Source organism: Streptomyces sp. NPDC007929 (assembly GCF_042959065.1).
Lineage (GTDB): Bacteria > Actinomycetota > Actinomycetes > Streptomycetales > Streptomycetaceae > Streptomyces.
Window position 1 is genome coordinate 279,706 of the sequence record NZ_JBIBKD010000004.1, and the last position, 24,664, is coordinate 304,369.

General features: G+C 70.7%; 17 protein-coding genes. 13 read left to right on the forward strand and 4 right to left on the reverse strand.

Going from position 1 to position 24,664, the window contains the following annotated elements; genetic code table 11:
* The first annotated feature begins 15 nt into the window (after positions 1–15).
* From ACFZDE_RS14890 to ACFZDE_RS14940, 11 genes are all read left to right on the forward strand, one after another.
* The gene (locus ACFZDE_RS14890; RefSeq protein WP_390995515.1) at positions 16–1,227 is read left to right on the forward strand and encodes a Gfo/Idh/MocA family oxidoreductase; all 1,212 of its coding nucleotides are present in this window, start codon (positions 16–18) and stop codon (positions 1,225–1,227) included.
* Between the two features lie 14 nt (positions 1,228–1,241).
* The gene (locus tag ACFZDE_RS14895) at positions 1,242–2,240 is read left to right on the forward strand and encodes a TIM barrel protein (RefSeq protein WP_390995518.1); all 999 of its coding nucleotides are present in this window, start codon (positions 1,242–1,244) and stop codon (positions 2,238–2,240) included.
* Between the two features lie 262 nt (positions 2,241–2,502).
* Complete coding sequence (locus tag ACFZDE_RS14900) at positions 2,503–6,228, forward strand: ThuA domain-containing protein (protein ID WP_391200121.1); 3,726 nt, start codon at positions 2,503–2,505, stop codon at positions 6,226–6,228.
* 86 nt (positions 6,229–6,314) lie between these two features.
* Entirely contained in the window at positions 6,315–7,616 is a 1,302-nt protein-coding gene (locus ACFZDE_RS14905; RefSeq protein ID WP_391200122.1) for an inositol-3-phosphate synthase, read from the forward strand.
* Positions 7,617–7,729: 113 nt separating this feature from the next.
* Positions 7,730–8,812 carry an SCO3242 family prenyltransferase gene (locus ACFZDE_RS14910; protein ID WP_391200500.1) on the forward strand — a complete coding sequence of 361 codons (1,083 nt, stop codon included), beginning with the start codon at positions 7,730–7,732 and terminating at the stop codon, positions 8,810–8,812.
* Positions 8,813–9,066: 254 nt separating this feature from the next.
* Positions 9,067–10,119 (forward strand): TIM barrel protein, encoded by a 1,053-nt coding sequence (locus ACFZDE_RS14915; protein ID WP_391200501.1) that lies wholly within the window; start codon positions 9,067–9,069, stop codon positions 10,117–10,119.
* On the forward strand, positions 10,116–10,934 hold the full coding sequence (locus ACFZDE_RS14920) for an EboA domain-containing protein (protein ID WP_391200123.1): 819 nt from the start codon (positions 10,116–10,118) through the stop codon (positions 10,932–10,934). Before ACFZDE_RS14915 ends, ACFZDE_RS14920 begins: the two co-directional genes overlap by 4 nt.
* Positions 10,934–11,845 (forward strand): TatD family hydrolase, encoded by a 912-nt coding sequence (locus ACFZDE_RS14925; RefSeq protein ID WP_391200124.1) that lies wholly within the window; start codon positions 10,934–10,936, stop codon positions 11,843–11,845. The genes ACFZDE_RS14920 and ACFZDE_RS14925 overlap by 1 nt, the downstream gene beginning before the upstream one ends.
* 3 nt (positions 11,846–11,848) lie before the next feature.
* The gene (eboE, locus tag ACFZDE_RS14930) at positions 11,849–13,018 is read left to right on the forward strand and encodes a metabolite traffic protein EboE (protein WP_391200125.1); all 1,170 of its coding nucleotides are present in this window, start codon (positions 11,849–11,851) and stop codon (positions 13,016–13,018) included.
* Positions 13,015–14,433, forward strand: a complete 1,419-nt coding sequence (locus ACFZDE_RS14935) for an alkaline phosphatase family protein (RefSeq protein WP_391200126.1) — start codon at positions 13,015–13,017, stop codon at positions 14,431–14,433. The genes eboE and ACFZDE_RS14935 overlap by 4 nt, the downstream gene beginning before the upstream one ends.
* An 80-nt stretch (positions 14,434–14,513) precedes the next feature.
* The gene (locus ACFZDE_RS14940) at positions 14,514–15,590 is read left to right on the forward strand and encodes a TIM barrel protein (protein ID WP_391200127.1); all 1,077 of its coding nucleotides are present in this window, start codon (positions 14,514–14,516) and stop codon (positions 15,588–15,590) included.
* Positions 15,591–15,758: 168 nt separating this feature from the next.
* Here ACFZDE_RS14940 and ACFZDE_RS14945 read toward each other — a convergent pair whose 3' ends face one another.
* The 4 genes from ACFZDE_RS14945 to ACFZDE_RS14960 form a co-directional block, all read right to left on the reverse strand.
* Positions 15,759–17,147: an MFS transporter gene (locus tag ACFZDE_RS14945; RefSeq protein ID WP_390995541.1), complete on the reverse strand. Its 1,389-nt coding sequence runs from the start codon at positions 17,145–17,147 to the stop codon at positions 15,759–15,761.
* Between the two features lie 122 nt (positions 17,148–17,269).
* Positions 17,270–19,414, reverse strand: coding sequence for an acetate--CoA ligase family protein (locus tag ACFZDE_RS14950; RefSeq protein ID WP_391200128.1), 2,145 nt, complete (start codon positions 19,412–19,414; stop codon positions 17,270–17,272).
* A gap of 4 nt (positions 19,415–19,418) precedes the next feature.
* Positions 19,419–20,660, reverse strand: coding sequence for a formyl-CoA transferase (gene frc, locus ACFZDE_RS14955; protein WP_391200129.1), 1,242 nt, complete (start codon positions 20,658–20,660; stop codon positions 19,419–19,421).
* Positions 20,661–20,670: 10 nt separating this feature from the next.
* Entirely contained in the window at positions 20,671–22,353 is a 1,683-nt protein-coding gene (locus ACFZDE_RS14960; protein WP_391200130.1) for a thiamine pyrophosphate-binding protein, read from the reverse strand.
* A 176-nt stretch (positions 22,354–22,529) separates the two neighbouring features.
* Here ACFZDE_RS14960 and sucC point away from each other — a divergent pair, with 176 nt between their 5' ends.
* Together sucC and sucD are read left to right on the forward strand one after the other, a co-directional pair.
* The gene (gene sucC, locus ACFZDE_RS14965) at positions 22,530–23,660 is read left to right on the forward strand and encodes an ADP-forming succinate--CoA ligase subunit beta (RefSeq protein ID WP_391200131.1); all 1,131 of its coding nucleotides are present in this window, start codon (positions 22,530–22,532) and stop codon (positions 23,658–23,660) included.
* A 14-nt stretch (positions 23,661–23,674) separates the two neighbouring features.
* Positions 23,675–24,556: a succinate--CoA ligase subunit alpha gene (gene sucD / locus ACFZDE_RS14970; RefSeq protein WP_391200132.1), complete on the forward strand. Its 882-nt coding sequence runs from the start codon at positions 23,675–23,677 to the stop codon at positions 24,554–24,556.
* Positions 24,557–24,664 lie beyond the last annotated feature (108 nt).

A 24,664-nucleotide genomic window follows, 5' to 3' on the forward strand; every position in this document is an offset into this window, starting at 1 on the left:
GAGGAGGACACCCGTATGGGACAGCCGCAGGAGCAGCCAGAGGGGACCGAGGCGGGCAAGCCACCCCTGCGCGTGGGGATGGTGGGCTACGCCTTCATGGGCGCCGCCCACTCCCAGGGCTGGCGCACCGCGGGCCGCGTTTTCGACCTGCCCCTGAACCCCGTGCAGGCCGTGCTCTGCGGCCGGGACGCGGCGGCCGTGCGCGCGGCGGCCGGCCGGCACGGCTGGGCCTCCACCGAGACCGACTGGCGGGCGCTCGTCGAACGGGACGACGTCGACCTCGTCGACATCTGCACCCCCGGCGACAGCCACGCCGAGATCGCCCTGGCAGCCCTGGCGGCGGGCAAGCACGTCCTGTGCGAGAAGCCCCTCGCCAACACCGTCGAGGAAGCCACCTCGATGGCGCTGGCGGCCGAAGAGGCCCACGCCCGCGGCCAGGTGGCGATGGTCGGCTTCAACTACCGCCGGGTTCCCGCCACCGCCCAGGCCCGTCGCATGGTCGCCGAAGGGCGTCTGGGCAGGCTGCGGCACGTGCGGGTGACGTACCTCCAGGACTGGCTGGTCGACCCACAGTTCCCGCTGACCTGGCGGCTGCGCAGGGAGCAGGCCGGCTCGGGCTCGCTCGGCGACCTCGGCGCGCACATCGTCGACCTCGCGCAGTACCTGGTGGGGGAGCCCCTGGCGGGGGTCTCCGCGCTGACGGAGACCTTCGTACGGGAACGGCCCCTGCCCACCGGCGCCACCAGCGGGCTGTCCGCCGTCACATCCGCCGGCACCGGGCAGGTCACCGTCGACGACGCCGCGTTGTTCACGGCCCGCTTCCCCTCCGGCGCGCTGGCGTCCTTCGAGGCCACCCGCTACGCCACCGGCCGCAAGAACGCCCTGCGCATCGAACTCAACGGGGAGCGCGGCTCGCTCGCCTTCGATCTGGAGCGGCTCAACGAACTGTCCTTCCACGACGGCACCGAGCCCGGCGCGGAGGCCGGATTCCGGCGGATCCTCGTCACCGAACCCGACCACCCCTACCTGGACGCCTGGTGGCCACCGGGGCACGGCCTCGGCTACGAGCACACCTTCGTCCACCAGGCCCGCGACCTCGTCCACGCCATCGCCGAGGGCCGCCGTCCCGAACCCTCCTTCGCCGACGGGCTGCAGGTGCAGCGCGTGCTCGCGGCGGTCGAGGAGAGCGCCGAGAAGAACTCCGTCTACACACCGATCGCGGTCTGAGGAGGCCCCTTTCGATGCCGCGCACTTTCACGCTCTTCACCGGCCAGTGGGCGGACCTGCCCCTGGAGGAGGTCTGCCGCCTGGCCCGCGACTTCGGCTACGACGGCCTCGAACTCGCCTGCTGGGGCGACCACTTCGAAGTCGACAAGGCGCTGGCCGACCCCGGCTATCTCGACGGCCGCCGGGCCCTGCTCGACAAGTACGGCCTCAAGTGCTGGGCGATCTCCAACCACCTGGTCGGGCAGGCCGTCTGTGACGCCATCATCGACGAACGCCACCAGGCGATCGTCCCGGACGCGATCTGGGGCGACGGTGACCCGGAAGGGGTCCGGCAGCGGGCCGCGGAACGCATGAAGGACACCGCCCGGGCCGCTGCCGCCTTCGGTGTGAACACCGTCATCGGGTTCACCGGCTCCGCGATCTGGCACCTGGTCGCCATGTTCCCGCCCGCCCCCGAGGCGATGATCGAGCGGGGCTACCAGGACTTCGCCGACCGCTGGAACCCGATCCTGGACGTCTTCGACGCCGAGGGCGTGCGGTTCGCCCACGAGGTCCACCCCAGCGAGATCGCCTACGACTACTGGACGACGGCCCGCGCGCTGGAAGCGGTCGGCAGGCGTCCCGCCTTCGGCCTCAACTTCGATCCCTCGCACTTCGTGTGGCAGGACCTCGACCCGGTCGGGTTCCTCTGGGACTTCCGCGACCGGATCTACCACGTCGACTGCAAGGAGGCCCGTAAACGCCTCGACGGACGCAACGGCCGTCTCGGCTCCCATCTGCCCTGGGGCGACCCGCGGCGCGGCTGGGACTTCGTCTCCGCCGGGCACGGCGACGTCCCCTGGGAGGACGTCTTCCGGATGCTGCGCTCCATCGACTACGAGGGCCCCGTCTCGGTCGAGTGGGAGGACGCCGGGATGGACCGGCTCCAGGGCGCGCCGGAGGCCCTGACCCGGCTGAAGGCCTTCGACTTCGAGCCGCCCAGCGCGTCCTTCGACGCGGCCTTCAACAGCTGAACCAGGCTCCCGGCGCAGGTCGGGGACGGGGACCGGCAGCTCCGCCGGTCCCCCCTCCGACCTGCGCGGATCCCGCTTTGTCCCGCACAGGGAGAAAGTCCGGCCGAGTCCGTCGCAAGGGGTGTTCGCCCCGGACGGACACGGTTACCGTCCTTGATGTGTTCAGGACACATACACCTCCGGGGTGACGGCGCACCCCGGCGCCCGCACCGCACGCTTCGCACCCACCCCGTACGGCCCACCCCGTTCCCGGAGGGACTTCGTGCACAGAACCAGACCCGGAAGCACCGCCACCCCCAACCGGCCCAGGCTTCGCACCACTGTCGCCCTGTTCACCGGACTGCTCCTCGCCGTCGGCACCCCGGCCACCGTCGCCGGTGCCCACCCCGGCACCGTGGAGCGCGACGAACCGTCAGCCGCCGAGGGCCAGTTCCAGCAGGTGCCGCTCGCCAAGGGCGAACCCGAGACGGGCGAGCCGATGTCGCTCGCCGTGCTCCCCGACCGCAGCGTCCTGCACACCTCACGCGACGGCACACTGCGCCTCACCGACCAGGGCGGCGTCACCAAGGTCGCCGGCAAACTCGACGTCTACAACCACGACGAGGAGGGCCTCCAAGGCGTCGGCATCGACCCGGACTTCAAGAACAACCGGGCGATCTACCTCTACTACGCCCCGCCGCTCGACACCCCCGCGGGCGACGCCCCGGAGACCGGCACCGCCGAGGACTTCAAGAAGTTCGACGGCGTCAACCGCCTCTCCCGCTTCACCCTGAACGCCAACGGCACGCTGAACAAGGCCAGCGAGAAGAAGGTCATCGACGTCGCGGCCTCCCGCGGCACCTGCTGCCACGTCGGCGGGGACATCGACTTCGACGCCGACGGCAACCTCTACCTGTCGACCGGCGACGACACCAACCCCTTCTCCTCCGACGGCTACACGCCGATCGACGACCGGCCGAACCGTAACCCGGCCTTCGACGCGCGCCGCAGCTCCGGCAACACCAACGACCTGCGCGGCAAGATCCTGCGCATCAAGGTCGCCGAGGACGGCTCGTACACCGTCCCGGAGGGCAACCTCTTCGCCCCGGGCACCGAGAAGACCCGCCCCGAGATCTACGCGATGGGCTTCCGCAACCCGTTCCGGATGAGCGTCGACGACAAGACCGGCACCGTCTACGTCGGCGACTACGGCCCCGACGCCGGCGCCGCCGACCCCAAGCGCGGCCCGGGCGGACAGGTCGAGTTCGCCAAGGTGACCAAGGCCGCCAACTTCGGCTGGCCCTTCTGCACCGGCGACAACGACCCCTACGTCGACTACGACTTCGCCACCAAGGAGTCCGGCGAGACGTTCGACTGCGCCGCCCCGAAGAACACCTCGCCGTACAACACGGGCCTGACCGACCTGCCGCCCGCGCAGGCCGCCTGGATCCCGTACGACGGCGGCTCCCTGCCGGAGTTCGGCAGCGGCTCCGAGTCCCCGATGGGCGGCCCGGTCTACCGCTATGACCCCGAGCTGGAGTCCAGCGTGAAGTTCCCGGAGGCCTACGACGGCGACTTCTTCGCCGGTGAGTTCGGCCGCCGCTGGATCAAGCGCATCGAGCAGAACGACGACGGCTCCGTCGCGAAGATCAACGACTTCCCGTGGACCGGCACCCAGATCATGGACATGGAGTTCGGCCCCGACGGCGCGCTCTACGTACTCGACTACGGCGTCTCCTGGTTCCAGGGCGACGAGCACTCCGCGCTCTACCGCATCGAGAACGCTGAGGACGGCTTCTCCCCGATCGCCGAGGTCAGCGCCGACAAGACGTCCGGCGCGGCCGGGCTGAAGGTCAAGTTCACCGGCTCCGCCAAGGACGCCGACTCTCCCGACCTCACCTACAGCTGGGACTTCGGTGACGGAACCAAGGGCGAGGGCGTCAACCCCACCCACAAGTACAAGAAGACCGGCACCTACACCGCCACCTTCACGGCCAAGGACCCCGAGGGCAACACCGGCAACGCCAGCACCCGGATCGTGGTCGGCAACACCGAGCCCAAGGTCAGGATCGACGTCCCGGGCAACGGCACCATGGCCGAGTTCGGCAAGCCCGTCCCCTTCAAGGTGACCGTCACCGACCCCGAGGAGACGGTCGACTGCTCCAAGGTCAAGGTCGCCTACAGCCTCGGCCACGACTCCCACGCCCACGAGCTGACCAGCGAGATGGGCTGCGAGGGCACCCTGACCCCGCCCCCCGGTGACGGCGGCCACGACCCCAACGCCAACATCTACGGCGTCGTCGGCGCCAGCTACACCGACGGCGGGGCGAACGGCCAGGAGTCGCTGACCGGCACCGCCCGCACCGTGCTCCAGCCGCTGCACCGTCAGGGCGAGCACTTCACCATCCAGTCCGGCGTGTCGGTCATCACCAAGACCGGCGCCAACGGCGGCAAGACCGTCGGCGACATCAACGACGGCGACTGGATCTCCTTCTCCCCCTACCGGTTCGACGGGCAGAAGAAGATGACCGTGCGAGCCTCCTCCGGCGGCGCGGGCGGCTTCATCGAACTGCGCACCGGCTCGCCCGACGGCCCCCTGCACGGCTCGGCTTACATCCCGCCGACCGGCGGCTGGGAGACGTTCCAGAACGTCGACGTGCCGCTGCGGTCGCTGCCGAAGAAGACCACGGACATCTACCTGGTGTTCAAGGGCGGTGAGGGCGCGCTCTACGACGTGGACGACTTCGAGTTCTCCAAGGAGCCCTTCAAAGGCGGCAAGAAGGTCCTGGTCTTCTCCAAGACCGCCGGCTTCCGCCACGACTCCATCCCGGCGGGCATCACCGCCCTGAAGGAGCTCGGCGGCCCGGCCGGCATCACGGTCGACGCGACCGAGGAGGCCAGGCAGTTCACCACCACCAACCTCGCCAAGTACGACGCGGTCGCCTTCCTCTCCACCACGGGTGATGTCCTGAACGCCGACCAGCAGAAGGCGTTCGAGGACTACGTGGCGGGCGGCGGCGGTTACCTGGGCATCCACGCGGCTGCCGACACCGAGTACGACTGGCCGTTCTACGGCGGCCTCGTCGGCGCCTACTTCCAGTCCCACCCGGCCATCCAGAAGGCCACCGTCCGCGTCGAGGACCACGACCACCCGTCCACCGGGCACCTGGACGACGCCTGGGAACGCACCGACGAGTGGTACAACTACCGCACCAACCCCCGTGAGCAGGCCAAGGTCCTCGCCACCCTGGACGAGACCACCTACCAGGGCGGCACCATGAAGGGCGACCACCCGATCGCCTGGTGCCAGAGCTACGGCGGCGGCCGCTCCTTCTACACCGGCGGCGGCCACACCAAGGAGTCCTACGCCGAGGAAGCCTTCCGCGCCCATCTGCTCGGCGGCCTCCAGTACGCCACCGGCCAGGTCAAGGCGGACTGCAAGCCGGACAAGGGCTACCGCAAGATCTTCAACGGCCAGACCCTCGACGGCTGGAAGCAGGCCGGTCCGGGCGGGTTCGCCGTCAAGGACGGCGGGGTCATGGAGTCCGAGGGCGGCATGGGCCTGCTCTGGTACCAGGCCAAGGAGCTGAACGCGTACTCCCTCAAGCTCGACTGGAAGATGCGGGGCGACGACAACTCCGGGATCTTCGTGGGCTTCCCGGCCTCCGACGACCCCTGGTCCGCCGTGAACAAGGGCTACGAGATCCAGATCGACGCCACGGACGCGGCCGACCGCACCACGGGCTCCGTCTACTCCTTCAAGTCGGCGAACATCAAGGCCCGTGACCAGGTTCTGCGGCCCCCCGGCCAGTGGAACTCCTACGAGATCAAGGTCCAGGGCGAACGCCTCCAGGTGTTCCTCAACGGAGTCAAGATCAACGACTTCACCAACAAGGACCCCCAGCGGAGCCTGACCGACGGCTACATCGGCCTCCAGAACCACGGCGCCGGTGACCAGGTCTCCTTCCGCAACATCCAGTTGAAGGAACTGCCCGTCCAGGGCGACTGAACGGCGGCGGGCGGGGGACGCCGGACCCCCGCTCGCCGTCCCCTCTCACCTCCCCCCGGGGCTCGCGCACGATCAGGAGGCTGCCCATGTCCGCGTCCCTCTCCCGACCGCGTGTGGGGGTGTGGCTGATCGGAGCCCGAGGCTCCGTCGCCACCACCGTCGTCACGGGGTGCGCCGCCGTCGCCGCTGGCCTGCACCCGCCCACCGGCATGGTGACCGAAACACCGGCCTTCACCGACAGCGGTCTGCCTGCCCTCTCCGACCTCGTCTTCGGCGGACACGACACCCTCGACTGTCCCCTGCCCAAACGCGCCGAGACCCTGACCGCCGGCGGCGTCCTCCCACCCGGTGTCGCCACCGCCGTCACCGCCGAACTCGCCGCCGCGGACCGGGAGATCAGGCCGGGCGGCCCCACCCCCGGCGACACCAGAAGCCAGCCCGAACTGATCACGGCCTTCGCCGCCGACATCCGCGACTTCGTCCACCGCCACGAACTGGAACGGACCGTGGTCGTGAACGTCGCCTCCACCGAACCCGTGTCCACGGGCCCGGACGCCCCCCTCCCCGCCAGCACCCTCTACGCCCTCGCCGCCCTGCGCGCGGGCTGCCCCTACGTCAACTTCACCCCCTCCGAAGGCATGCACCACCCCATCGCCGCCGCCGAGGCCGCCCGCAGCGGCCTGCCCCACGCCGGCCGCGACGGCAAGACCGGCCAGACCCTGCTGCGGGCCGTGCTGGGCCCGATGTTCGCGCAGCGGGCCCTGCGGGTCAGGGCCTGGTCCGGCACGAATCTGCTGGGCGGCGGCGACGGCGCCGCCCTCGCGGATCCGGCCGCCGCCGCGGCCAAGAACGCCGGCAAGGAACGCGTCCTCGCCGACACCCTCGGCACCGTCCCCGAGGGCGAGGTCCACATCGACGACGTCCCGGCCCTCGGCGACTGGAAGACCGCCTGGGACCACATCGCCTTCGACGGCTTCCTCGGCACCCGCATGGTCCTCCAGACCATCTGGCAGGGCTGCGACTCGGCCCTGGCCGCACCGCTCGTCCTCGACCTGGCCCGGCTGACCGCCCGGGCCCACGAGACAGGACTGTCCGGCCCCCTCAGCGCGCTCGGCTTCTACTTCAAGGACCCGGTGGGGGAGGGACCTTCGGGCTTGTCCGAGCAGTACGGGGAACTGGTGCGGTTCGGACGGAGCCTGGGGGCGGGCGCGGGGGACGCGGGGGGTCGGGTCGGGCTTGGTGCCGGGCTGGGTGAGGGGGAGGGCGTCGAGTCGGCTGAGGGGGAGGGCCGGGGGCAGGGAGAGGGCGGGGGTCAGGGAGAGGGCGAGGGGGAGGGCCGTGGCGTGGGGTCGGTGAGCGGCCCCGAGGTGACGGGAGGAGCGCTGTGACGCTGCGCGAAGGCTCCGGCGGGGGCGGGGGCGGGGGCCGGTGTGGGTGTCGGAGCGCGTGCGGGGGCGGGTGTGGGTGTGGGTGCGGGGACCTGTGTGGGGGAGGGCGCCGTCTGGAACCGCCCGCCGCCGCTCCTCGGGCCACTGCCGGTGACACCGCCTCCCCCTCATGCACCGGCCGCGCACACCGGGGCCGGGCCTGGACGGAACTCCTGCGCCTGCCCGCCTTGTTCAGCGTCCCCGGAGACGCCCTGGCCGGCACGGCCGCAACCGGCGCGACCCCCAACACCCGCACCCTGCTCGCCATCGCCTCCTCCCTCTGCCTGTACGAAGCGGGCATGGCCCTCAACGACTGGGCCGACCGCGACGTGGACGCCGTCGAACGCCCGCACCGCCCCCTGCCCTCCGGCCGCATCCGGCCCGCCGCCGCCCTCACGGCTGCCTGCGCCCTCACTGGAGCAGGACTGGCCCTGGCCGCCGGGGCGGGCCGCCCGGCCCTGGCCGTCGCCGCGCCCCTGGCCGCGACCGTCTGGGCGTACGACCTCGGCCTGAAGCACACACCCGCCGGGCCCGTGGCCATGGGCACGGCACGCGGCCTCGACCTGCTCCTGGGCGCCGCGGCCACGAGTGGCGACATCCGCCCGGCCCTGCCCTCCGGCGCCCTCCTGGGCACCCACACCCTCGCTGTCACCACGGTCTCCCGCCAAGAGGCCCAGGGAGGCTCACCCGTGCCACCTCTCGCGGCCCTCGCGACGACGGCCCTGCTGACTCGGTGGGTGACGCGGCCCTCTGACGGGGGGACGGGAGGGCTTCGGCGGGGAGCCGTTGAGGGGGTGACGAGAGGGCGTTGGCGGCAGCTCGTCCAGGAGGTCGCGCCGGGTCGTCGGCAGGCGGTCGCGACCGGCCATGGCCCGGCAGTTCCCCAACCGCTCCGGCTCCCCGCGCCGGAGACCCGCGCGCTGCTCACCACCGCCCTCGGTGCCGCCTACGCCGCGACAACGGCCCGCCCTTACTTCCACGCCACCTTGAATCCCTCACCTCCTCTCACCCAACGCGCCGTCGGCGCCGGCATCCGCGCCACGATCCCCCTCCAGGCCGCCCTCACCGCCCGCTCCCGGGGCACGGCCACGGCACTCCTCATCGCCACACTCGCCCCCCTCGGAGCCCGGTTCGCGAAGAAGGTGAGCGTCACATGAGCGCCGATGCCCCGAAGAGCCGTGCCACGGCCCCACTGCCCTCAGACACCCATCCAAGCCCCGACACTCAGCCGCCCTCCGAGGCGCACCCCACCTCCGAGGCGCAGCCGCCCTCCGAGGCGCAGCCCACCTCCGAGGCGCAGCCCACCTCTGAGGCGCAGCGGCCCTCCGAGGCGCAGCCCACCTCTGAGGCGCAGCGGCCCTCCGAGGCGCAGCCGATCTCCGAGGCTCCGCCGGCCTCTGAGGCGCAGCCGATCTCCGAGGCTCCGCCGACCACCCCGCCCGGTACCGTCCCCGCCCGGCCCGACGCCCCACCCGGCGTTCACCTCGCCCAGCCCAGCGCCCCCCTCGCCCAGCCCAGCTCCCTCCCTCCCCTCCGCTTCGGCTACGGCACCAACGGTCTCGCCGACCTCCGGCTCGACGACGCCCTCGGCCTCCTCGCCGACCTCGGCTACGACGGCGTCGGACTGACCCTCGACCACATGCACCTCGACCCGCTCGCCCCCGACCTCGCCGCCCGTACCCGCCGGGTCGCGCAACTGCTGGAGGCGCTGGGGCTGGGCGTCACCATCGAGACGGGCGCCCGCTATGTCCTCGACCCCCGCCGCAAGCACGGCCCCTCCCTCCTCGACCCGGACCCGGACGACCGGGCTCGCCGCGCCGACCTCCTCGTCCGTGCCGTCCGGGTCGCCGCCGACCTCGGCGCCCACGCGGTGCACTGCTTCAGCGGCGTCGTCCCGGAGGGCACCGACACGCACACCGCGTGGAAGCGCCTCGCCGAGACACTGACTCCCGTCCTGGACGTCGCCGCCTCTACGGGCATCCCGCTCGCCGTCGAACCCGAGCCCGGGCACCTCCTCGCCACCCTGGCCGACTTCCATCACCTCCGCAGCGCCCTCGGCGACCCCGAGCACCTCGGCCTCACCCTGGACATCGGCCACTGCCAGTGCCTCGAACCCCTATCTCCCGCCGACTGTGTGCGCGCCGCCGCCCCCTGGCTGCGACACGTCCAGATCGAGGACATGCGGCGCGGCGTCCACGAGCACCTCCCCTTCGGTGAGGGGGAGATCGACTTCCCGCCGGTCCTGGCGGCCCTCGCCGCCACCGGCTACCAGGGCCTGACCGTCGTCGAACTGCCCCGCCACTCCCACGCCGGACCGCACTTCGCAGCGCACTCCCTCCCGTTCCTCCGCGACGCCGAGCGGACCGCGGCCACCCTGCGGCCTGCCACCGCTCCGGCCCTCCAGCAGGCCGCGCCACCCCACGGCGCTCCCTCCGCCACCCCTGAGGGGAGCAGCACCAGATGACTCGTCCCCGCACCACACCAGCGGCGAGAACCGAGAACACCGAGAGCACCCAAAACGCCGAGAGCACCGAGGCCACCCAGAACGCCGGGAGCACCGAGGGCATCCCGGGTACCACCCACCGGAGCACCATCCACGCTCCCACCCCCCTACCCTCCCAGGACACCGCCCCCACCCCCTCACTCGCCGACCTCCGTCACCACCTCACCACCCACCTCGACCCGGCCGCCCGCAGCTGGCTCGACCATGCCCTGGACGAGGCCGTCGCCCACCCCGGCATCCACGGGCCCATCTCTGTATGGGAGTTGCGTCTGGCCGAAGCCGGCCGGCGCTGCGGTGTCGCGCACGCCGACGCCGCGCGTGTCCTCATCCTCGACGCGGCCCGCGCCGGGATCGACGCCCTGTCCCGGGTGTACTTCCAGGGCACCGCCGACGAACGCCGGGCCGTGCTGCACGCCCTGCCCCACCTCGTCTCCGGACCGGACGCGCTCCCGCTGGTCGAGGACGCCCTGCGGACCAACGACACCCGGCTCCTGAGCGCCGCCGTCGGCCCCTACGCCGCCCGGCACCTGAGCACGCACGCCTGGCGTCACGCCGTACTGAAGTGCCTGTTCACCGGCGTGCCCGTCGACCACGTGGCGGACCTGCCCCGGCGCGCCGCCGGTGACGGCGAACTCGCCCGGATGCTGGGCGACTACGCCGCCGAGCGCGCCGCCGCCGGCCGCACCGTCCCCGAGGATCTGCACCGCGTCCTGGACCTGACCGAGTCCGTCACCCCGGCCCCTGTCACGGACCACCCCCACGGCAAGGAGTCCTGATGCGCATCTTCGACCCCCACATCCACATGACGTCCCGGACCACGGACGACTACGAGGCCATGTACGCCGCCGGGGTCCGCGCCCTCGTCGAGCCGTCCTTCTGGCTCGGTCAGCCGCGCACCTCGCCTGCCTCCTTCCGCGACTACTTCGACACCCTCCTCGGCTGGGAGCCCTTCCGCGCCGCCCAGTACGGCATCGCCCACCACTGCACGATCGCGCTCAATCCCAAGGAGGCCAACGACCCCCGCTGCCTGCCCGTCCTCGACGAGCTGCCCCGGTATCTCGTCAAGGACAACGTCGTGGCCGTCGGGGAGATCGGCTACGACTCCATGACCCCCGCCGAGGACAGCGCCCTCGCCGCGCAGCTCCAGCTCGCCGCCGACCACGGCCTGCCCGCCCTCGTGCACACCCCGCACCGCGACAAACTCGCCGGACTGCGCCGCACCCTCGACGTCGTCCGGGAGTCCGCGCTGGCCCCCGAGCGGGTCCTGGTCGACCACCTCAACGAAACCACCGTCAAGGAGGCCAGGGACAGCGGCTGCTGGCTGGGCTTCTCCGTCTATCCCGACACCAAGATGGACGAGGAACGCATGGTCGCGCTCCTGCGCACCTACGGCACCGAGCAGATCCTGGTGAACTCCGCCGCCGACTGGGGCAAGAGCGATCCCCTCAAGACCCGCAAGGTCGGCGACCTGATGCTGGCCGAGGGCTTCGACGAGGACGACGTCGACCAGGTGCTGTGGCGCAATCCCGTCGCCTTCTACGGTCTCAGCGGCCGGCTGAACCTCGACGTCGGCGGCACGGACGCCACCCACGAGGGAAACTCCATCCTCCGTGGCGCCCCTGAGGATCCGCACGAGCCGGAAACCGGCCCGGGCACGCCGGCTCCCGTCCCCGCCGCGGAGGCGTGAATCATGCGCTTCCGCCACCCCGACGGCTCCACCGTCCACCTCGCCTACTGCACCAACGTCCACCCCGCCGAGACCCTCGACGGTGTCCTCGCCCAGCTCCGCGACCACTGCGAGCCGGTCCGCCGCCGCCTCGGCCGCGACCGCCTCGGCATCGGACTGTGGCTGGCCAAGGACGCCGCCCACGCCCTCGTCACCGACCCCTCCGCGCTGCGCGGCCTGCGCACCGAACTCGACCGGCGCGGCCTCGAGGTCGTCACCCTCAACGGCTTCCCCTATGAGGGCTTCGGCGCCGAGGAGGTCAAGTACCGCGTCTACAAGCCGGACTGGGCCGACCCGGAACGCCTCGACCACACCGCCGCCCTGGCCCGTGTCCTCGCCGGGCTCCTCCCCGACGACGTGACCGACGGGACCATCTCCACCCTGCCCCTCGCCTGGCGTACCGCGTACGACGACGACCGTGCCCGCACCGCCCGCACCGCGCTGCGCACCCTCGCCGAACGCCTCGACGCCATCGAGGAGCTGACCGGCCGCTCCATCCGCGTCGGCCTGGAACCGGAACCCGGCTGCGTCGTGGAGACCACCCACGACGCCATCGCCCCGCTCACCGCGATCGGCCACGACCGCATCGGCATCTGTGTCGACACCTGCCATCTCGCCACCTCCTTCGAAGATCCGCACACCGCCCTGGACGCCCTCACCGCGGCCGGTGTCCCCGTCGTCAAATCCCAGCTCTCCGCCGCACTGCACGCCGAACACCCCCATCTCCCCGAGGTGCGCGGAGCCCTGGCCGCCTTCGCCGAACCCCGCTTCCTGCACCAGACCCGCACGGCCACCGCCACCGGACTGCGCGCCACCGACGACCTCGACGAGGCCCTCGCCGGACACGCCCTTCCCGACGCCTCACCCTGGCGATCCCACTTCCACGTCCCCCTGCACGCGGCCCCCGCCGCGCCCCTCACCTCCACTCTCCCGGTCCTGAAATCCGCACTGACCCGCCTCGTCGGCGGCCTGACCCCGATCACCCGCCACCTGGAGGTCGAGACCTACACCTGGCAGGCCCTGCCGCCCGAGCTGCGCCCCAAGGGCCGCGCCCAGCTCGCCGAGGGCATCGCCGCCGAACTCACCCTCGCCCGAGACCTGCTGACCGACCTCGGACTGAAGGAGCTGCCATGAGCACCGGCCCCCATGAGCAGTCCGACCCGGCCGCTACGACCCGTCCCACCCCGCTCCTCGTCCTGGACGTCGTCGGCCTCACCCCCCGTCTCCTCGATCACATGCCCCACCTCAAGGCGCTCGGTCAGTCCGGCTCCCGTGCCCCGCTCGGCACCGTCCTGCCCGCCGTCACCTGCGCCGCCCAGTCCACGTTCCTCACCGGCACCATGCCCTCCGAGCACGGCATCGTCGGCAACGGCTGGTACTTCCGCGAACTCGGCGACGTCCTGCTGTGGCGCCAGCACAACGGGCTCGTGGCCGGCGACAAACTCTGGGACGCCGCTCGCCGCGCCCACCCCGGCTACACCGTCGCGAACATCTGCTGGTGGTACGCCATGGGCGCCGACACGGACATCACCGTCACCCCCCGTCCGGTCTACTACGCCGACGGCCGCAAGGAACCCGACTGCTACACCCGGCCGGCCGCACTCCACGACGAACTGACCGACAAACTGGGCACCTTCCCCCTGTTCCACTTCTGGGGCCCCGGAGCCGATCTCGTGTCCAGCCGGTGGATCATCGACGCCACCCGACACATCATCCGCACCCGGCACCCGGACCTGACACTCTGCTACCTCCCTCATCTCGACTACGACCTGCAGCGCTTCGGCCCCGACGACCCGCGTTCCCTGCAAGCGGCCGCCGACCTCGACGCCGCCCTGGCCCCGCTGCTGGACGACGCCCGGGTCGAGGGCCGTACCGTCGTCGCGCTGTCCGAGTACGGCATCACCCGCGTGAACCGGCATGTCGACATCAATCGCGCCCTGCGCAGCGCCGGGCTGCTGGAGGTGCACACGCAGGACGGCATGGAGTACCTCGACACGATGGCGTCCCGCGCCTTCGCGGTCGCCGACCACCAGATCGCCCATGTCTACGTGCGCCGCCCCGAGGACCTCGACGCCGCACGAGCGGGCCTCGACGGCCTGCCCGGCATCGACCGACTCCTCGACGACGAGGGCAAGAAGACCCACCACCTCGACCATCCGCGCGCGGGCGAACTCGTCGCCGTGGCGGAACCCGACGCCTGGTTCACGTACTACTACTGGCTCGACGACGATCGTGCGCCCGACTTCGCGCAGCTGGTCGAGATCCACCGCAAACCCGGCTACGACCCGGTCGAACTCTTCATGGATCCCCTCGACCCCTACGTCAAGGTCAAGGCGGCCACCGCACTGGCGCGCAAGAAGCTCGGCATGCGCTACCGCATGGCGGTCGTGCCTCTGGACCCCTCACCTATTCGAGGCAGCCACGGCCGCCTTCCGCAGAGCGACGACGACGGTCCGCTCCTCATCTGCTCCACCCCCCGTGCTGTCGGCGACCGCGTCGCGGCCACCGATGTGAAGTCACTGCTGCTCCGACTCGCCGGTCTCTCCTGAGGTTGAGCCCTCAGTACCGACTGGTCACAAGTGAAGCACTCACCACTGACAACGCCCCGCGATCACGAGGAGTTCCCCGCATGAGCCGCTTCTCCCAGCCCGACCCCGAGCTCGGCCACCGCCTCGGCAGACGAGGCATGCTCGGCGTCGCGGCCGGCGCCACCGCCGCCGCGCTGCTCGGCGCCGCGGCCCCGGCGAACGCCGCGACCCGCACCACCACCGGCAGCGCCACGCCCGCCACCACGCCCGCCACCGCGTCCGGCACCAAGGGCCGCGGCCGACCCGTCCTGCCGCCCGGCCGCCTCGGCATCCAGCTCTACAGCCTGCGCGACAAGGTCTCCACCCTCGGCTTCGGCCCGGTCTTCGCCGAACTGGAGCGATACGGCTACGACGAGGTCGAGTTCGCCGGATACACCCAGGGCTCGGCCGGGCCCATCACGCTCGCCCAGCTCAAGCGGCTGGCCCGCAACCACGGCCTGAACCCGATCGGCAGTCACGTCGGCTACTACTCCGACGACCCGAACGCCTACACCTTCGCCCAGAACCTCACCAAGGTCCTCGACGACGCCCAGGCCCTCGGCCTCAAGCACATCGGCACGGCCTCCGGCCCGTTCCGCTACGGCTCGACCGTCGATGCCTGGAAGCGCGCCGCCGAGGACTTCAACACCTATGGCGCGGCGGCGCGGGCCCGCGGCATGAAGTTCTACCAGCACAACCACTCCGAGGAGTTCTCCTTCGCCACCGACAACCCCAAGGTCCGCCTCTACGACGTCCTGCTCAAGGAGACCGACCCGGACCTCGTGCACCTGGAGATGGACATCTACTGGGCGTACGTCGGGCAGTTCCGCTTCTCCAGGCGGCCCGACGGCACGCCCGCTCCGTTCGAGCCGCTGAACTACGTCCTGCGGCAGCCCGACCGCTACCCGCTCTTCCATGTGAAGGACGGCGAGAGCGACCCGTCGAACCCGTACGGCTACAACATGACCGACGTCGGCGACGGCGACATCGACTACCAGCGGTTCATCTCCGCCGTGACCCGGCTGCGCGGCCATCGCCTGGCCCACCACTGGCAGGCCGAGCACGACAACCCGGCCGAGTCCTTCACGTTCGCGCGCCGCTCCAGCGCGCACCTGCACTCCCTGAGGGAGAAGTGCTGACCGGTCGGGTCCCGATCGGCGCACGCACCTGAGGAGGCCCCTCCCCGGCTGGGGGAGGGGCCTCCTCAGGTGTGCGGCTTCGGCCGTCAGCCGACGGTCTCGGCGGGGACGGTGTGCGGCGCCGGAAGGTGAGGCGACGTCCTCGCTCTGTACGGATCTGCCGTCATGTCAGGCGGTGTCCTCGCCGAGCGGTTGCGGGTTGGGGGAGATGCGGCCGGTTTTCTTGTCGCGTCCCGGCGGGCTCAGGAACAGTGCCACGCAGCCGGCGAAGAGCGAGATGGAGCCGGCCAGGATGAAGGCACCGGAGTGCCCCCAGGCGCCGACGACCACGGCACCCATGCCGGCGCCCAGGCCGGAGACGAGCTTGGCGCTGTAGACCATGCCGTAGTTGGACGCGTTGTTGTTCTCACCGAAGTAGTCGGCGGTGAGCGCGGCGAACATCGGGAAGATGGCACCGCCGCCGAAGCCGGAGATCGAGGAGAAGACCAGGAACAGCGGAAGGTTCTCGGCGTTCGCCGACCAGAGGATGCCGTACTGGGACAGACCCAGGATCACGCACACCACGAGCAGGCACCGCTTGCGGCCGTACAGGTCGGAGAGCCAGCCGATGACACCGCGTCCGGTGCCGTTGACGATGGCCTTCAAGGACATGGCCGTGGCGACGATCCCGCCCGCGAACCCCGCCTCTTCGCCGATCTCCACCTGGAAGGCGATGCCGAAGATGTTCACACCGGACGTACAGGCCAGGCAGAACCACATCAGGGCCACCCGGCCGGTCTTCCAGGCCTCCTTGGGGGAGTACTGGCGCACCGCCGGCGGGTTCATCCGCAGTGAGCGGGCCGCGCGCGGGTCGTCCGGCGGGTTCAGCGGGTCGATCGTGGAGGGCCACCAGTTCTTCGGCGGGTCCTTGAAGAAGTAGCCGGAGAAGGCGACCATTCCGGCCAGGAGCACGCCCACCGAAACCAGCACCCAGCGGAAGTTGGTCAGGTCCATGTAGCCGTTGAAGAGGAAGACGAAGGGCACCGAGCCGTAGGCGAAGCCGCCGTTGACGAAGCCGGTCTTGCCGCCCTTGCGCTCCGGGTACCACTTGCCGACCATGTTGACGCAGGTGGCGTACACCATGCCCGCGCCCATGCCGCTGAACATGCTGAAGCCGATGTAGGCGAAGACGACGTGCGGCGCGAAGGCGAGGGACAGGTAGCCCAGCAGCGTCCCGGTGGCGCCGAGCATCATGGCCCAGCGGGCCGGCAGCCTTCCGCTCTCACGCAGTTTGCCCGCGGGGAAGGCCACCGCGGCCTGGAAGAAGACCCAGACGGTCATCATCCAGAAGATGTGCATGCTGTTCCAGCTGTGCGCCGTGTGCAGGGTTTCCTCGGCCGACGCGAACGCGTACTCGGCGGAGGAGATGCCCATCATGCCGATCCAGGGAAGGATCACCATCCACTTGCGCTTGCGGCCCATGATGTCGATGTCGGTCTCACCGAGGCGGTAGACGCGGCCGTTCGCGTCGGTGACCTCCCGGTAGGGAACCGTGGTGGGCAGATCGGTCGTTGTCATGTCGTGTCGCACCCCTTGCGTCGAAAGATCTGGCCAGCGCCCCCTGTCCCATGCCTTTCGTGCGCGTGCGGGTCCCGGGGCCTGCCGACGCGCACCGTCGGCAGGCCCCCCGCTCACTCACCTCATGTACCGCCCCCCAGCCGCCCCGCCGCACGCGCCCAGCGGTACTTCGCGCCGAGCACGGCCACAGGCTTCTCGGTCGTGTACGGGTACGCCACGACCCCGTGCTCGAAGAGGTACTGGCAGGCCTCCTCGACCTCCACGTCACCCGCGAGCGACGCCACCACGGGCTTCTCGATCCCGCGCTCCCGGAACTCGGCCACCACGCGCGCGGTGAGCTCCGCGAAGACCATGGGAGGAGTGACGATGGTGTGCCAGTAGCCGAGGACCAGCGCGTGGATGCGCGGGTCCTCCAGACCGAGCCGGATCGTCGCCTCGTACGTTGACGGCGGCTCGCCCCCGGTGATGTCCACCGGGTTGCCCGCGGCCCCGAAGGGCGGGATGAACTTCCGGAACGCCTCGTCCAGGTCGGGCGGGATCTCCATCAGGGTCAGGCCGTTGTCCGTCACCGCGTCGGAGAGCAGCACACCACTGCCGCCGGCGCCCGTGATGATCACGACGTTGTCGCCCTGGGGAGCGGGCAGCACCGGCAACGCGCGCGCGTACTCCAGCATGTCGTTCAGGCCCGGCGCCCGGATCACCCCGGCCTGCCGCAGGATGTCGTCGTACACGGCGTCGTCACCCGCCAGGGCGCCGGTGTGTGAACCGGCCGCCTTGGCACCCGCCGCCGTCCGCCCGGCCTTCAGCACGACCACAGGCTTCTTCGGCACGGTCGCCCGGGCGGCCTCCACGAAGGCGCGGCCGTCCTTGAGGTCCTCCAGGTGCATCGCGATGCAGTCGGTGTGCGGGTCCTCGCCGAACCAGGTCAGCAGGTCGTCCTCGTCCAGGTCCGACTTGTTGCCGAGCCCTACGATCGCCGACACACCCGTCTTGGTGGTGCGGGCGAAGCCCAGGATGGCCATCCCGATGCCACCCGACTGCGAGGTCAGTGCCACCCCGCCCTTGACGTCGTACGGCGTGCAGAACGTGGCGCACAGGTCCTGCCAGGTCGAGTAGTAGCCGTAGATGTTCGGCCCCAGCAGCCGTACGCCGTGCCGCTCGGCGATCTCCACGATCTCCGCCTGCAGTTCGTGCTCGCCGGTCTCCGCGAACCCGGAGGGGATCAGCACGGCGTTCGGGATCTTCTTGCGTCCCACTTCCTCCAGGGCCGAGGCCACGAACTTGGCGGGGATCGCGAAGACCGCCACATCCACCTCACCGGGAACGTCCGTGACACTCTTGTACGCCTTGCGGCCCAGAATGTCATCGGCCTTGGGATTCACCGGATGGATGTCCCCGGTGAATCCTCCGTCGATGAGGTTGCGCATCACCGAGTTGCCGATCTTGCCCTGCTCGTTGGAGGCGCCGATCACGGCGACGCAGTTCGGCTGCATCAGCCGGCGCATCGAGGCGAGGATCTCGTCGCGTGAGTACCTCCGGCGCGGCGTGGGCTGCGACTCGGCGAGGATCACCCGGATGTCGGCCGCGACGGCCCCGTCGGCCGTGGCGATCACCGGATTGAGGTCCACCTCGGCGATCTCCGGGAAGTCCGCGACGAGTTGGGACACCCGGCGGATCTGCTCGGCGACGGCCCACCGGTCCACTCCCGCCCGGCCCCGCACCCCGCCCAAAATCTCAGCCGACCGGATCGAGTCCAGCATCGACAGCGCCTCGTCGGCGTCCACCGGCGCGAGCCGGAAGGTGACGTCCTTGAGGACCTCGACGAGCACTCCGCCGAGCCCGAAGGCGACCACCTTCCCGAACGTCGGGTCCGTGACCGCGCCGACGATGACCTCCTGTCCCTGTGGCAGCAGCTCCTGCACCTGCACGCCGGAGATGCGGGCACCGGCGTCGTAGGCGCGCGCGTTGTCGATGATCGTGTGGAACGCGGCCCGTACGTCGGTCGCGCCCTCGACCCCGACGATCACTCCGCCGGCGTCGGTCTTGTGCAGGATGTCCGGCGAGACGATCTTCATCACGACGGGCCCTCCGAAGCGCGCCGCGAACGCCACGGCCTCGTCGACGTCCGTCGCCAGCTCCTCGCCCGGTACGGCGATCCCGTACGCGTCGGCTATCACCTTGCCCTCGGGCGCGGTCAGCGCGGTCCGCCCCTCGGCCCGCACGGACTCCAGGAGGGACCGCACCCGCAGGACCCGGTCTTCCGCCATCACGTCAGATCACTCCGTTCGACTTGAGCAGGCGCAGTTCCTCGTCGCCGAGGCCGAGTTCGCCGACATAGACCTCTTCGTTGTGCTCACCGAGCAAGGGCGAACTGGTCACGTCGACGGGGGAGTCGGACAGCTTGAGGGGGCTGCCGACGGTCACGAAGTCGCCGCGCTCGGGGTGCGGGACGGTGACGACCATCTCGTTGGCGACCAGCGAACGGTCCTCGATGATCTCGCGGGTGGACAGGATCGGCCCGCACGGGATGTTGTGCGCGTTGAGCCGCTCCAGCACCTCCCACTTGGGCAGCGTCGAGGACCACTCCTCGATCAGCTGGAACATCTTGCCCAGCTTGGGGAGCCGCGCCTCGGGCGTCGCCCACTCGGGGTCGGCGGCCAGCTCGGGCCGGCCGATCAGCTCGCTGAGCGGCTGCCAGCCGACGGGCTGCACGATGACGTACACGTAGTCGTTCGGGCCGCCCGGCGCGCACTTGACCGCCCAGCCGGGCTGGCCGCCGCCGGACGCGTTTCCGGACCTGGGAACCTCGTCGCCGAAGTCTTCGTTGGGATATTCACGGAGCGGGCCATGTGCCAGCCGCTGCTGATCCCTCAGCTTCACCCGGCAGAGGTTGAGGACGGCATGCTGCATGGCCACGTTGACCCGCTGCCCGCGCCCGGTGTTCTCCCGCTGGTACAGCGCCGCGAGAATCCCCGCCACGGCGTGCACACCCGTCCCCGAGTCCCCGATCTGGGCCCCCGTCGCCAGCGGTGGTCCGTCTTCGAAACCGGTGGTCGACATCGACCCGCCCATGGCCTGCGCGACGACCTCGTACGCCTTGAAGTTGGTGTACGGGCCCTCGCCGAACCCCTTGATGGAGGCATAGACGATTCGTGGATTGATCTCCTGGATGCGGTCCCAGGTGAAGCCCATCCGGTCCACCGCGCCCGGGCCGAAGTTCTCGACCATGACGTCGGAGCGCCGGATCAGCTCGGTGAGGATCTCCTTGCCGCGCTCGGTCTTGGTGTTGAGGGTGATGCTCCGCTTGTTGCAGTTGAGCATCGTGAAGTAGAGGGAGTCGACGTCCGGGAGGTCACGCAGTTGCTTGCGCGTGATGTCGCCGGTCGGAGCCTCCAGCTTGACGACGTCCGCGCCGAGCCAGGCGAGCAGCTGGGTCGCCGACGGCCCGGACTGGACGTGGGTCATGTCCAGGACACGGATGCCTTCGAGGGCCTTGGTGGAGGTAGCAGTCATCGCGGGCACCTCACTTGTACATGGTCTGGTTCATGGTTCCGGGGGCGTACGCGTCCGGGTCGACCCAGACGTTGATCAGCGACGGCTTGCCGGACTCGCGTGCACGCAGCAGGGCCGGGCCGATGTCGGCGGGGTCGCGGACCTCCTCGCCGTGGCCGCCCAGCATCCGGGCGAACTCGTCGTAGCGGACGTCGCCCAGGGTGTTGCCGATCCGCTCGCGTTCCTTGCCGTACTTGGCGGCCTGGCCGTAGCGGATCTGGTTCATGGAGGAGTTGTTGCCGACGATGCCGACGAACGGGAGGTCGTAGCGGACCAGGGTCTCGAAGTCCCAGCCGGTCAGGGAGAACGCGCCGTCGCCGAAGAGCGCCACGACCTCCTTGTCGGGCCGTGCCTGTTTGGCCGCGAGCACGAAGGGGACGCCGACGCCGAGTGTGCCGAGGGGTCCGGGGTCCATCCAGTGCCCCGGTGACTTGGGCTGCACGACCTGCCCGGAGAAGGTGACGATGTCGCCGCCGTCCCCGATGTAGATCGAGTCCTCGGTGAGGAAGTCGTTGATCTCGCTGACCAGGCGGTAGGGGTGGATGGGTGAGGCGTCGGACTTCAGGTTCGGCAGCCGCTTCTCCAGAGCGGTCTGCTCGGCCGCCCGCAGTTCGTCCAGCCATTCCTTTCGCTTGGAGGCGCCGCCGTTGACGCGTCCGGAGGCCGCCTCGGTCACCGACTTCAGCACCAGCCCGGCGTCGCCCACGATGCCGAGGTCGATGTCGCGGTTCTTGCCGACGGTGCGGTAGTCGAGGTCGATCTGCACGACGGTCGCGTCCGGGGAGAGCCGCTTGCCGTAGCCCATGCGGAAGTCGAAGGGGGTTCCGACGATCACGATGACATCGGCGTTCGAGAAGGCGTACCGGCGTGAGAGCTGGAAGTGGTGCGGGTCGCCGGGCGGGAGGGTGCCGCGTCCCGCGCCGTTCATGTAGGCGGGGATGTTGAGGGTCCTGACGAGTTCGATGGCCGTTTCGGTGCCACGGGTCGTCCAGACCTGGCTGCCGAGCAGGATGGCCGGCTTCTCGGCGTGCACCAGCAGGTCGGCGAGTTTCTCGATGGCCTCGGGGTCGCCGGCCGAGCGGGTCGAGGCGCGGTAGGCGCCCTCCTGCGGCACGCGCGCCTTGGACGCGGGCACCTTGGCGTCCAGCACGTCACGCGGGATCTCCAGGAAGGAGGGGCCGGGCGCGCCGTGGAAGCACTCGCGGAACGCCATGGACACCATGTCCGCGGCGCGTGCCGTGTCGGGCACGGTCGCCGCGAACTTGGTGATGGGGTTCATCATGTCGACGTGCGGCAGGTCCTGGAGGGACCCCATCTTGTGCTGGGTGAGGGCCCCTTGACCGCCGATCAGCAGCATCGGGGACTCCGCGCGGAAGGCGTTGGCGACACCGGTGACGGCGTCGGTCGTCCCCGGCCCCGCGGTGACCACCGCGCAGCCGGGCTTGCCGGTGATGCGGGCGTAGCCGTCGGCGGCGTGGGCGGCGACCTGCTCGTGGCGTACGTCGACGACCTCGATGCCCTCGTCGACGCAGCCGTCGTAGATGTCGATGATGTGGCCGCCGCACAGCGTGTAGATGCGGTCGACCCCCTCGGCCTTCAGCGCCTTGGCTACGAGATGACCACCGGAAATCAGGTCCTGGGTGTCGTCGGGCATGGCGAAGTCCTGTCCCTTCGTAGGGGGTTGGAGCGGTTCGCAGTACATTGCATACAGTCGACGAATACTGTATGAAGCTTGTTATCCCGCATCCGGTGGGTGGTGTCCAGGGGGCGTGCGGCACTTTCGGGCGACTGACGGTCGCTCTCCGGAAGACACGGCAGTCAGGAGCCGGAATGGACCTGTACGAACACCAGGCAAGGGAACTCTTCGAAAAGCACGGCATCTCGGTACCGCGGGCCGAGGTGACCGACTCGCCCAAGCAGGCACGTGTGATCGCACGCCGGCTCGGCGGTCGGGTCGTGGTGAAAGCCCAGGTGAAGATCGGTGGGCGCGGCAAGGCCGGCGGTGTGCGACTGGTCGCCGACCCGGCCGCGGCGGAGCTGACCGCACGCCAGATCCTCGGCATGGACATCAAGGGCCACACGGTCGGCACGGTGATGCTGGCCCAACCCGTGGACATCGACCACGAGTTCTATGTGTCCTACGTGCTCGATCGCGCCGCCGGCCGCTTCCTCGCGATCGCCTCGGCCGAGGGGGGCATGGAGATCGAGGAGGTCGCCGCCACCAGGCCGGAGGCGGTCGCACGCATCCCCGTCGACCCCGCCGAGGGCGTGACCTCGGCCAAGGCCACCGAGATCGCCGACGCGGCCGGGCTGCCGCCACAGGCAGTCGACGTCCTGGTGCGCCTCTGGGAGGTCCTGGTCCGCGAGGACGCCGTCCTCGTCGAGGTCAACCCGCTCGTCCGCACGAAGGAGGGCCGGATCCTGGCACTCGACGGGAAGGTCACCCTCGACGACAACGCCCGCTTCCGGCAGGCGCGCTGGGGCGCGGAGGACACCGGGCACGACGATCCACTGGAGGCGGCCGCCGCCGCGAAGGGCCTCAACTACGTCAAGCTCGACGGAGAGGTCGGCATCATCGGCAACGGCGCGGGGCTCGTCATGTCGACACTCGACGTGGTCGCGGGGTGCGGCGCGCGACCCGCCAACTTCCTCGACATCGGCGGTGGAGCGAGCGCCCAGGTCATGGCGGACGGACTGTCGGTCATCCTCTCCGATCCGGCCGTGAAATCCGTCTTCGTCAACGTCTTCGGCGGCATCACCGCCTGCGACGCGGTCGCCGACGGCATCGTGCGGGCCCTGGAGACCGTGCGGTTGACCAAACCGCTCGTCGTGCGCCTCGACGGCAACAACGCCGCCCGGGGGCGGGCCATCCTCGACGAGCACGCGCATCCCCTGGTCCAGCAGGTCACCACCATGGACGGCGCCGCCGCCCGTGCCGCCGAACTCGCCGCCGCGGCCTGAGAAGAGGGAACGCCATGGCCATCTACCTCACCAAGGAGAGCAAGGTCCTCGTCCAGGGCATGACCGGTGGCGAGGGCATGAAGCACACCCGGCGGATGCTCGCGGCCGGGACGAACGTCGTCGGCGGCGTCAACCCGCGCAAGGCCGGCCGCACCGTCGACTTCGACGACAGGGCCGTGCCCGTCTTCGGCTCCGTCGCCGACGGGATGCGCGCCACCGGAGCCGACGTCACCGTCGTCTTCGTACCGCCGGCCTTCGCCAAGGCGGCCGTCATCGAGGCCGCCGACGCCGGCATCGGCCTGGCCGTCGTCATCACCGAGGGCATCCCCGTCCACGACTCCGTCGCCTTCACCGCCTACGCCAAGGACAAGGGCACCCGCATCATCGGCCCCAACTGCCCGGGCCTCATCACCCCCGGCCAGTCCAACGCCGGTATCATCCCGGCCGACATCACCAAACCGGGCCGCATCGGCCTGGTCTCCAAGTCCGGCACCCTGACGTACCAGCTCATGTACGAGCTGCGGGACATCGGCTTCTCCACCTGCGTCGGCATCGGCGGCGACCCCGTGGTCGGCACCACCCACATCGACTGCCTCGCAGCCTTCCAGAACGACCCCGACACCGAACTGGTCGTCCTCATCGGGGAGATCGGCGGCGACGCGGAGGAGCGCGCGGCGGCGTACATCCGCGAGCACGTCACCAAGCCGGTCGTCGGCTACATCGCCGGGTTCACGGCACCCGAGGGCAAGACCATGGGGCACGCCGGTGCCATCGTCTCCGGCTCCTCGGGCACCGCTGCCGCGAAGAAGGAGGCCCTGGAGGCGGCCGGGGTGAGCGTGGGCAGCACACCGACCGAGACGGCGAAACTGGTGCTGGCGCGACTCGAGGGGCGCTAGCGGCGTCCCGCACGGTCTGTGTCGTCACGTGCGGTTACTGCCTGGCCGACCGCCGACCCACCCATGTGGATTCTCTGGTCGCTCGCCGACCCACCCATGTGGATTGTC

Coding starts and splice junctions, on each gene's coding strand:
- ACFZDE_RS14890 (WP_390995515.1), top strand. CDS start 16: ATGGGACAGCCGCAGGAGCAGCCAGAGGGGACCGAGGCGGGCAAGCCA.
- ACFZDE_RS14895 (WP_390995518.1), top strand. CDS start 1,242: ATGCCGCGCACTTTCACGCTCTTCACCGGCCAGTGGGCGGACCTGCCC.
- ACFZDE_RS14905 (WP_391200122.1), top strand. CDS start 6,315: ATGTCCGCGTCCCTCTCCCGACCGCGTGTGGGGGTGTGGCTGATCGGA.
- ACFZDE_RS14920 (WP_391200123.1), top strand. CDS start 10,116: ATGACTCGTCCCCGCACCACACCAGCGGCGAGAACCGAGAACACCGAG.
- ACFZDE_RS14925 (WP_391200124.1), top strand. CDS start 10,934: ATGCGCATCTTCGACCCCCACATCCACATGACGTCCCGGACCACGGAC.
- eboE (WP_391200125.1), top strand. CDS start 11,849: ATGCGCTTCCGCCACCCCGACGGCTCCACCGTCCACCTCGCCTACTGC.
- ACFZDE_RS14935 (WP_391200126.1), top strand. CDS start 13,015: ATGAGCACCGGCCCCCATGAGCAGTCCGACCCGGCCGCTACGACCCGT.
- ACFZDE_RS14940 (WP_391200127.1), top strand. CDS start 14,514: ATGAGCCGCTTCTCCCAGCCCGACCCCGAGCTCGGCCACCGCCTCGGC.
- ACFZDE_RS14945 (WP_390995541.1), bottom strand. CDS start 17,147: ATGACAACGACCGATCTGCCCACCACGGTTCCCTACCGGGAGGTCACC.
- ACFZDE_RS14950 (WP_391200128.1), bottom strand. CDS start 19,414: ATGGCGGAAGACCGGGTCCTGCGGGTGCGGTCCCTCCTGGAGTCCGTG.
- frc (WP_391200129.1), bottom strand. CDS start 20,660: ATGACTGCTACCTCCACCAAGGCCCTCGAAGGCATCCGTGTCCTGGAC.
- ACFZDE_RS14960 (WP_391200130.1), bottom strand. CDS start 22,353: ATGCCCGACGACACCCAGGACCTGATTTCCGGTGGTCATCTCGTAGCC.
- sucC (WP_391200131.1), top strand. CDS start 22,530: ATGGACCTGTACGAACACCAGGCAAGGGAACTCTTCGAAAAGCACGGC.
- sucD (WP_391200132.1), top strand. CDS start 23,675: ATGGCCATCTACCTCACCAAGGAGAGCAAGGTCCTCGTCCAGGGCATG.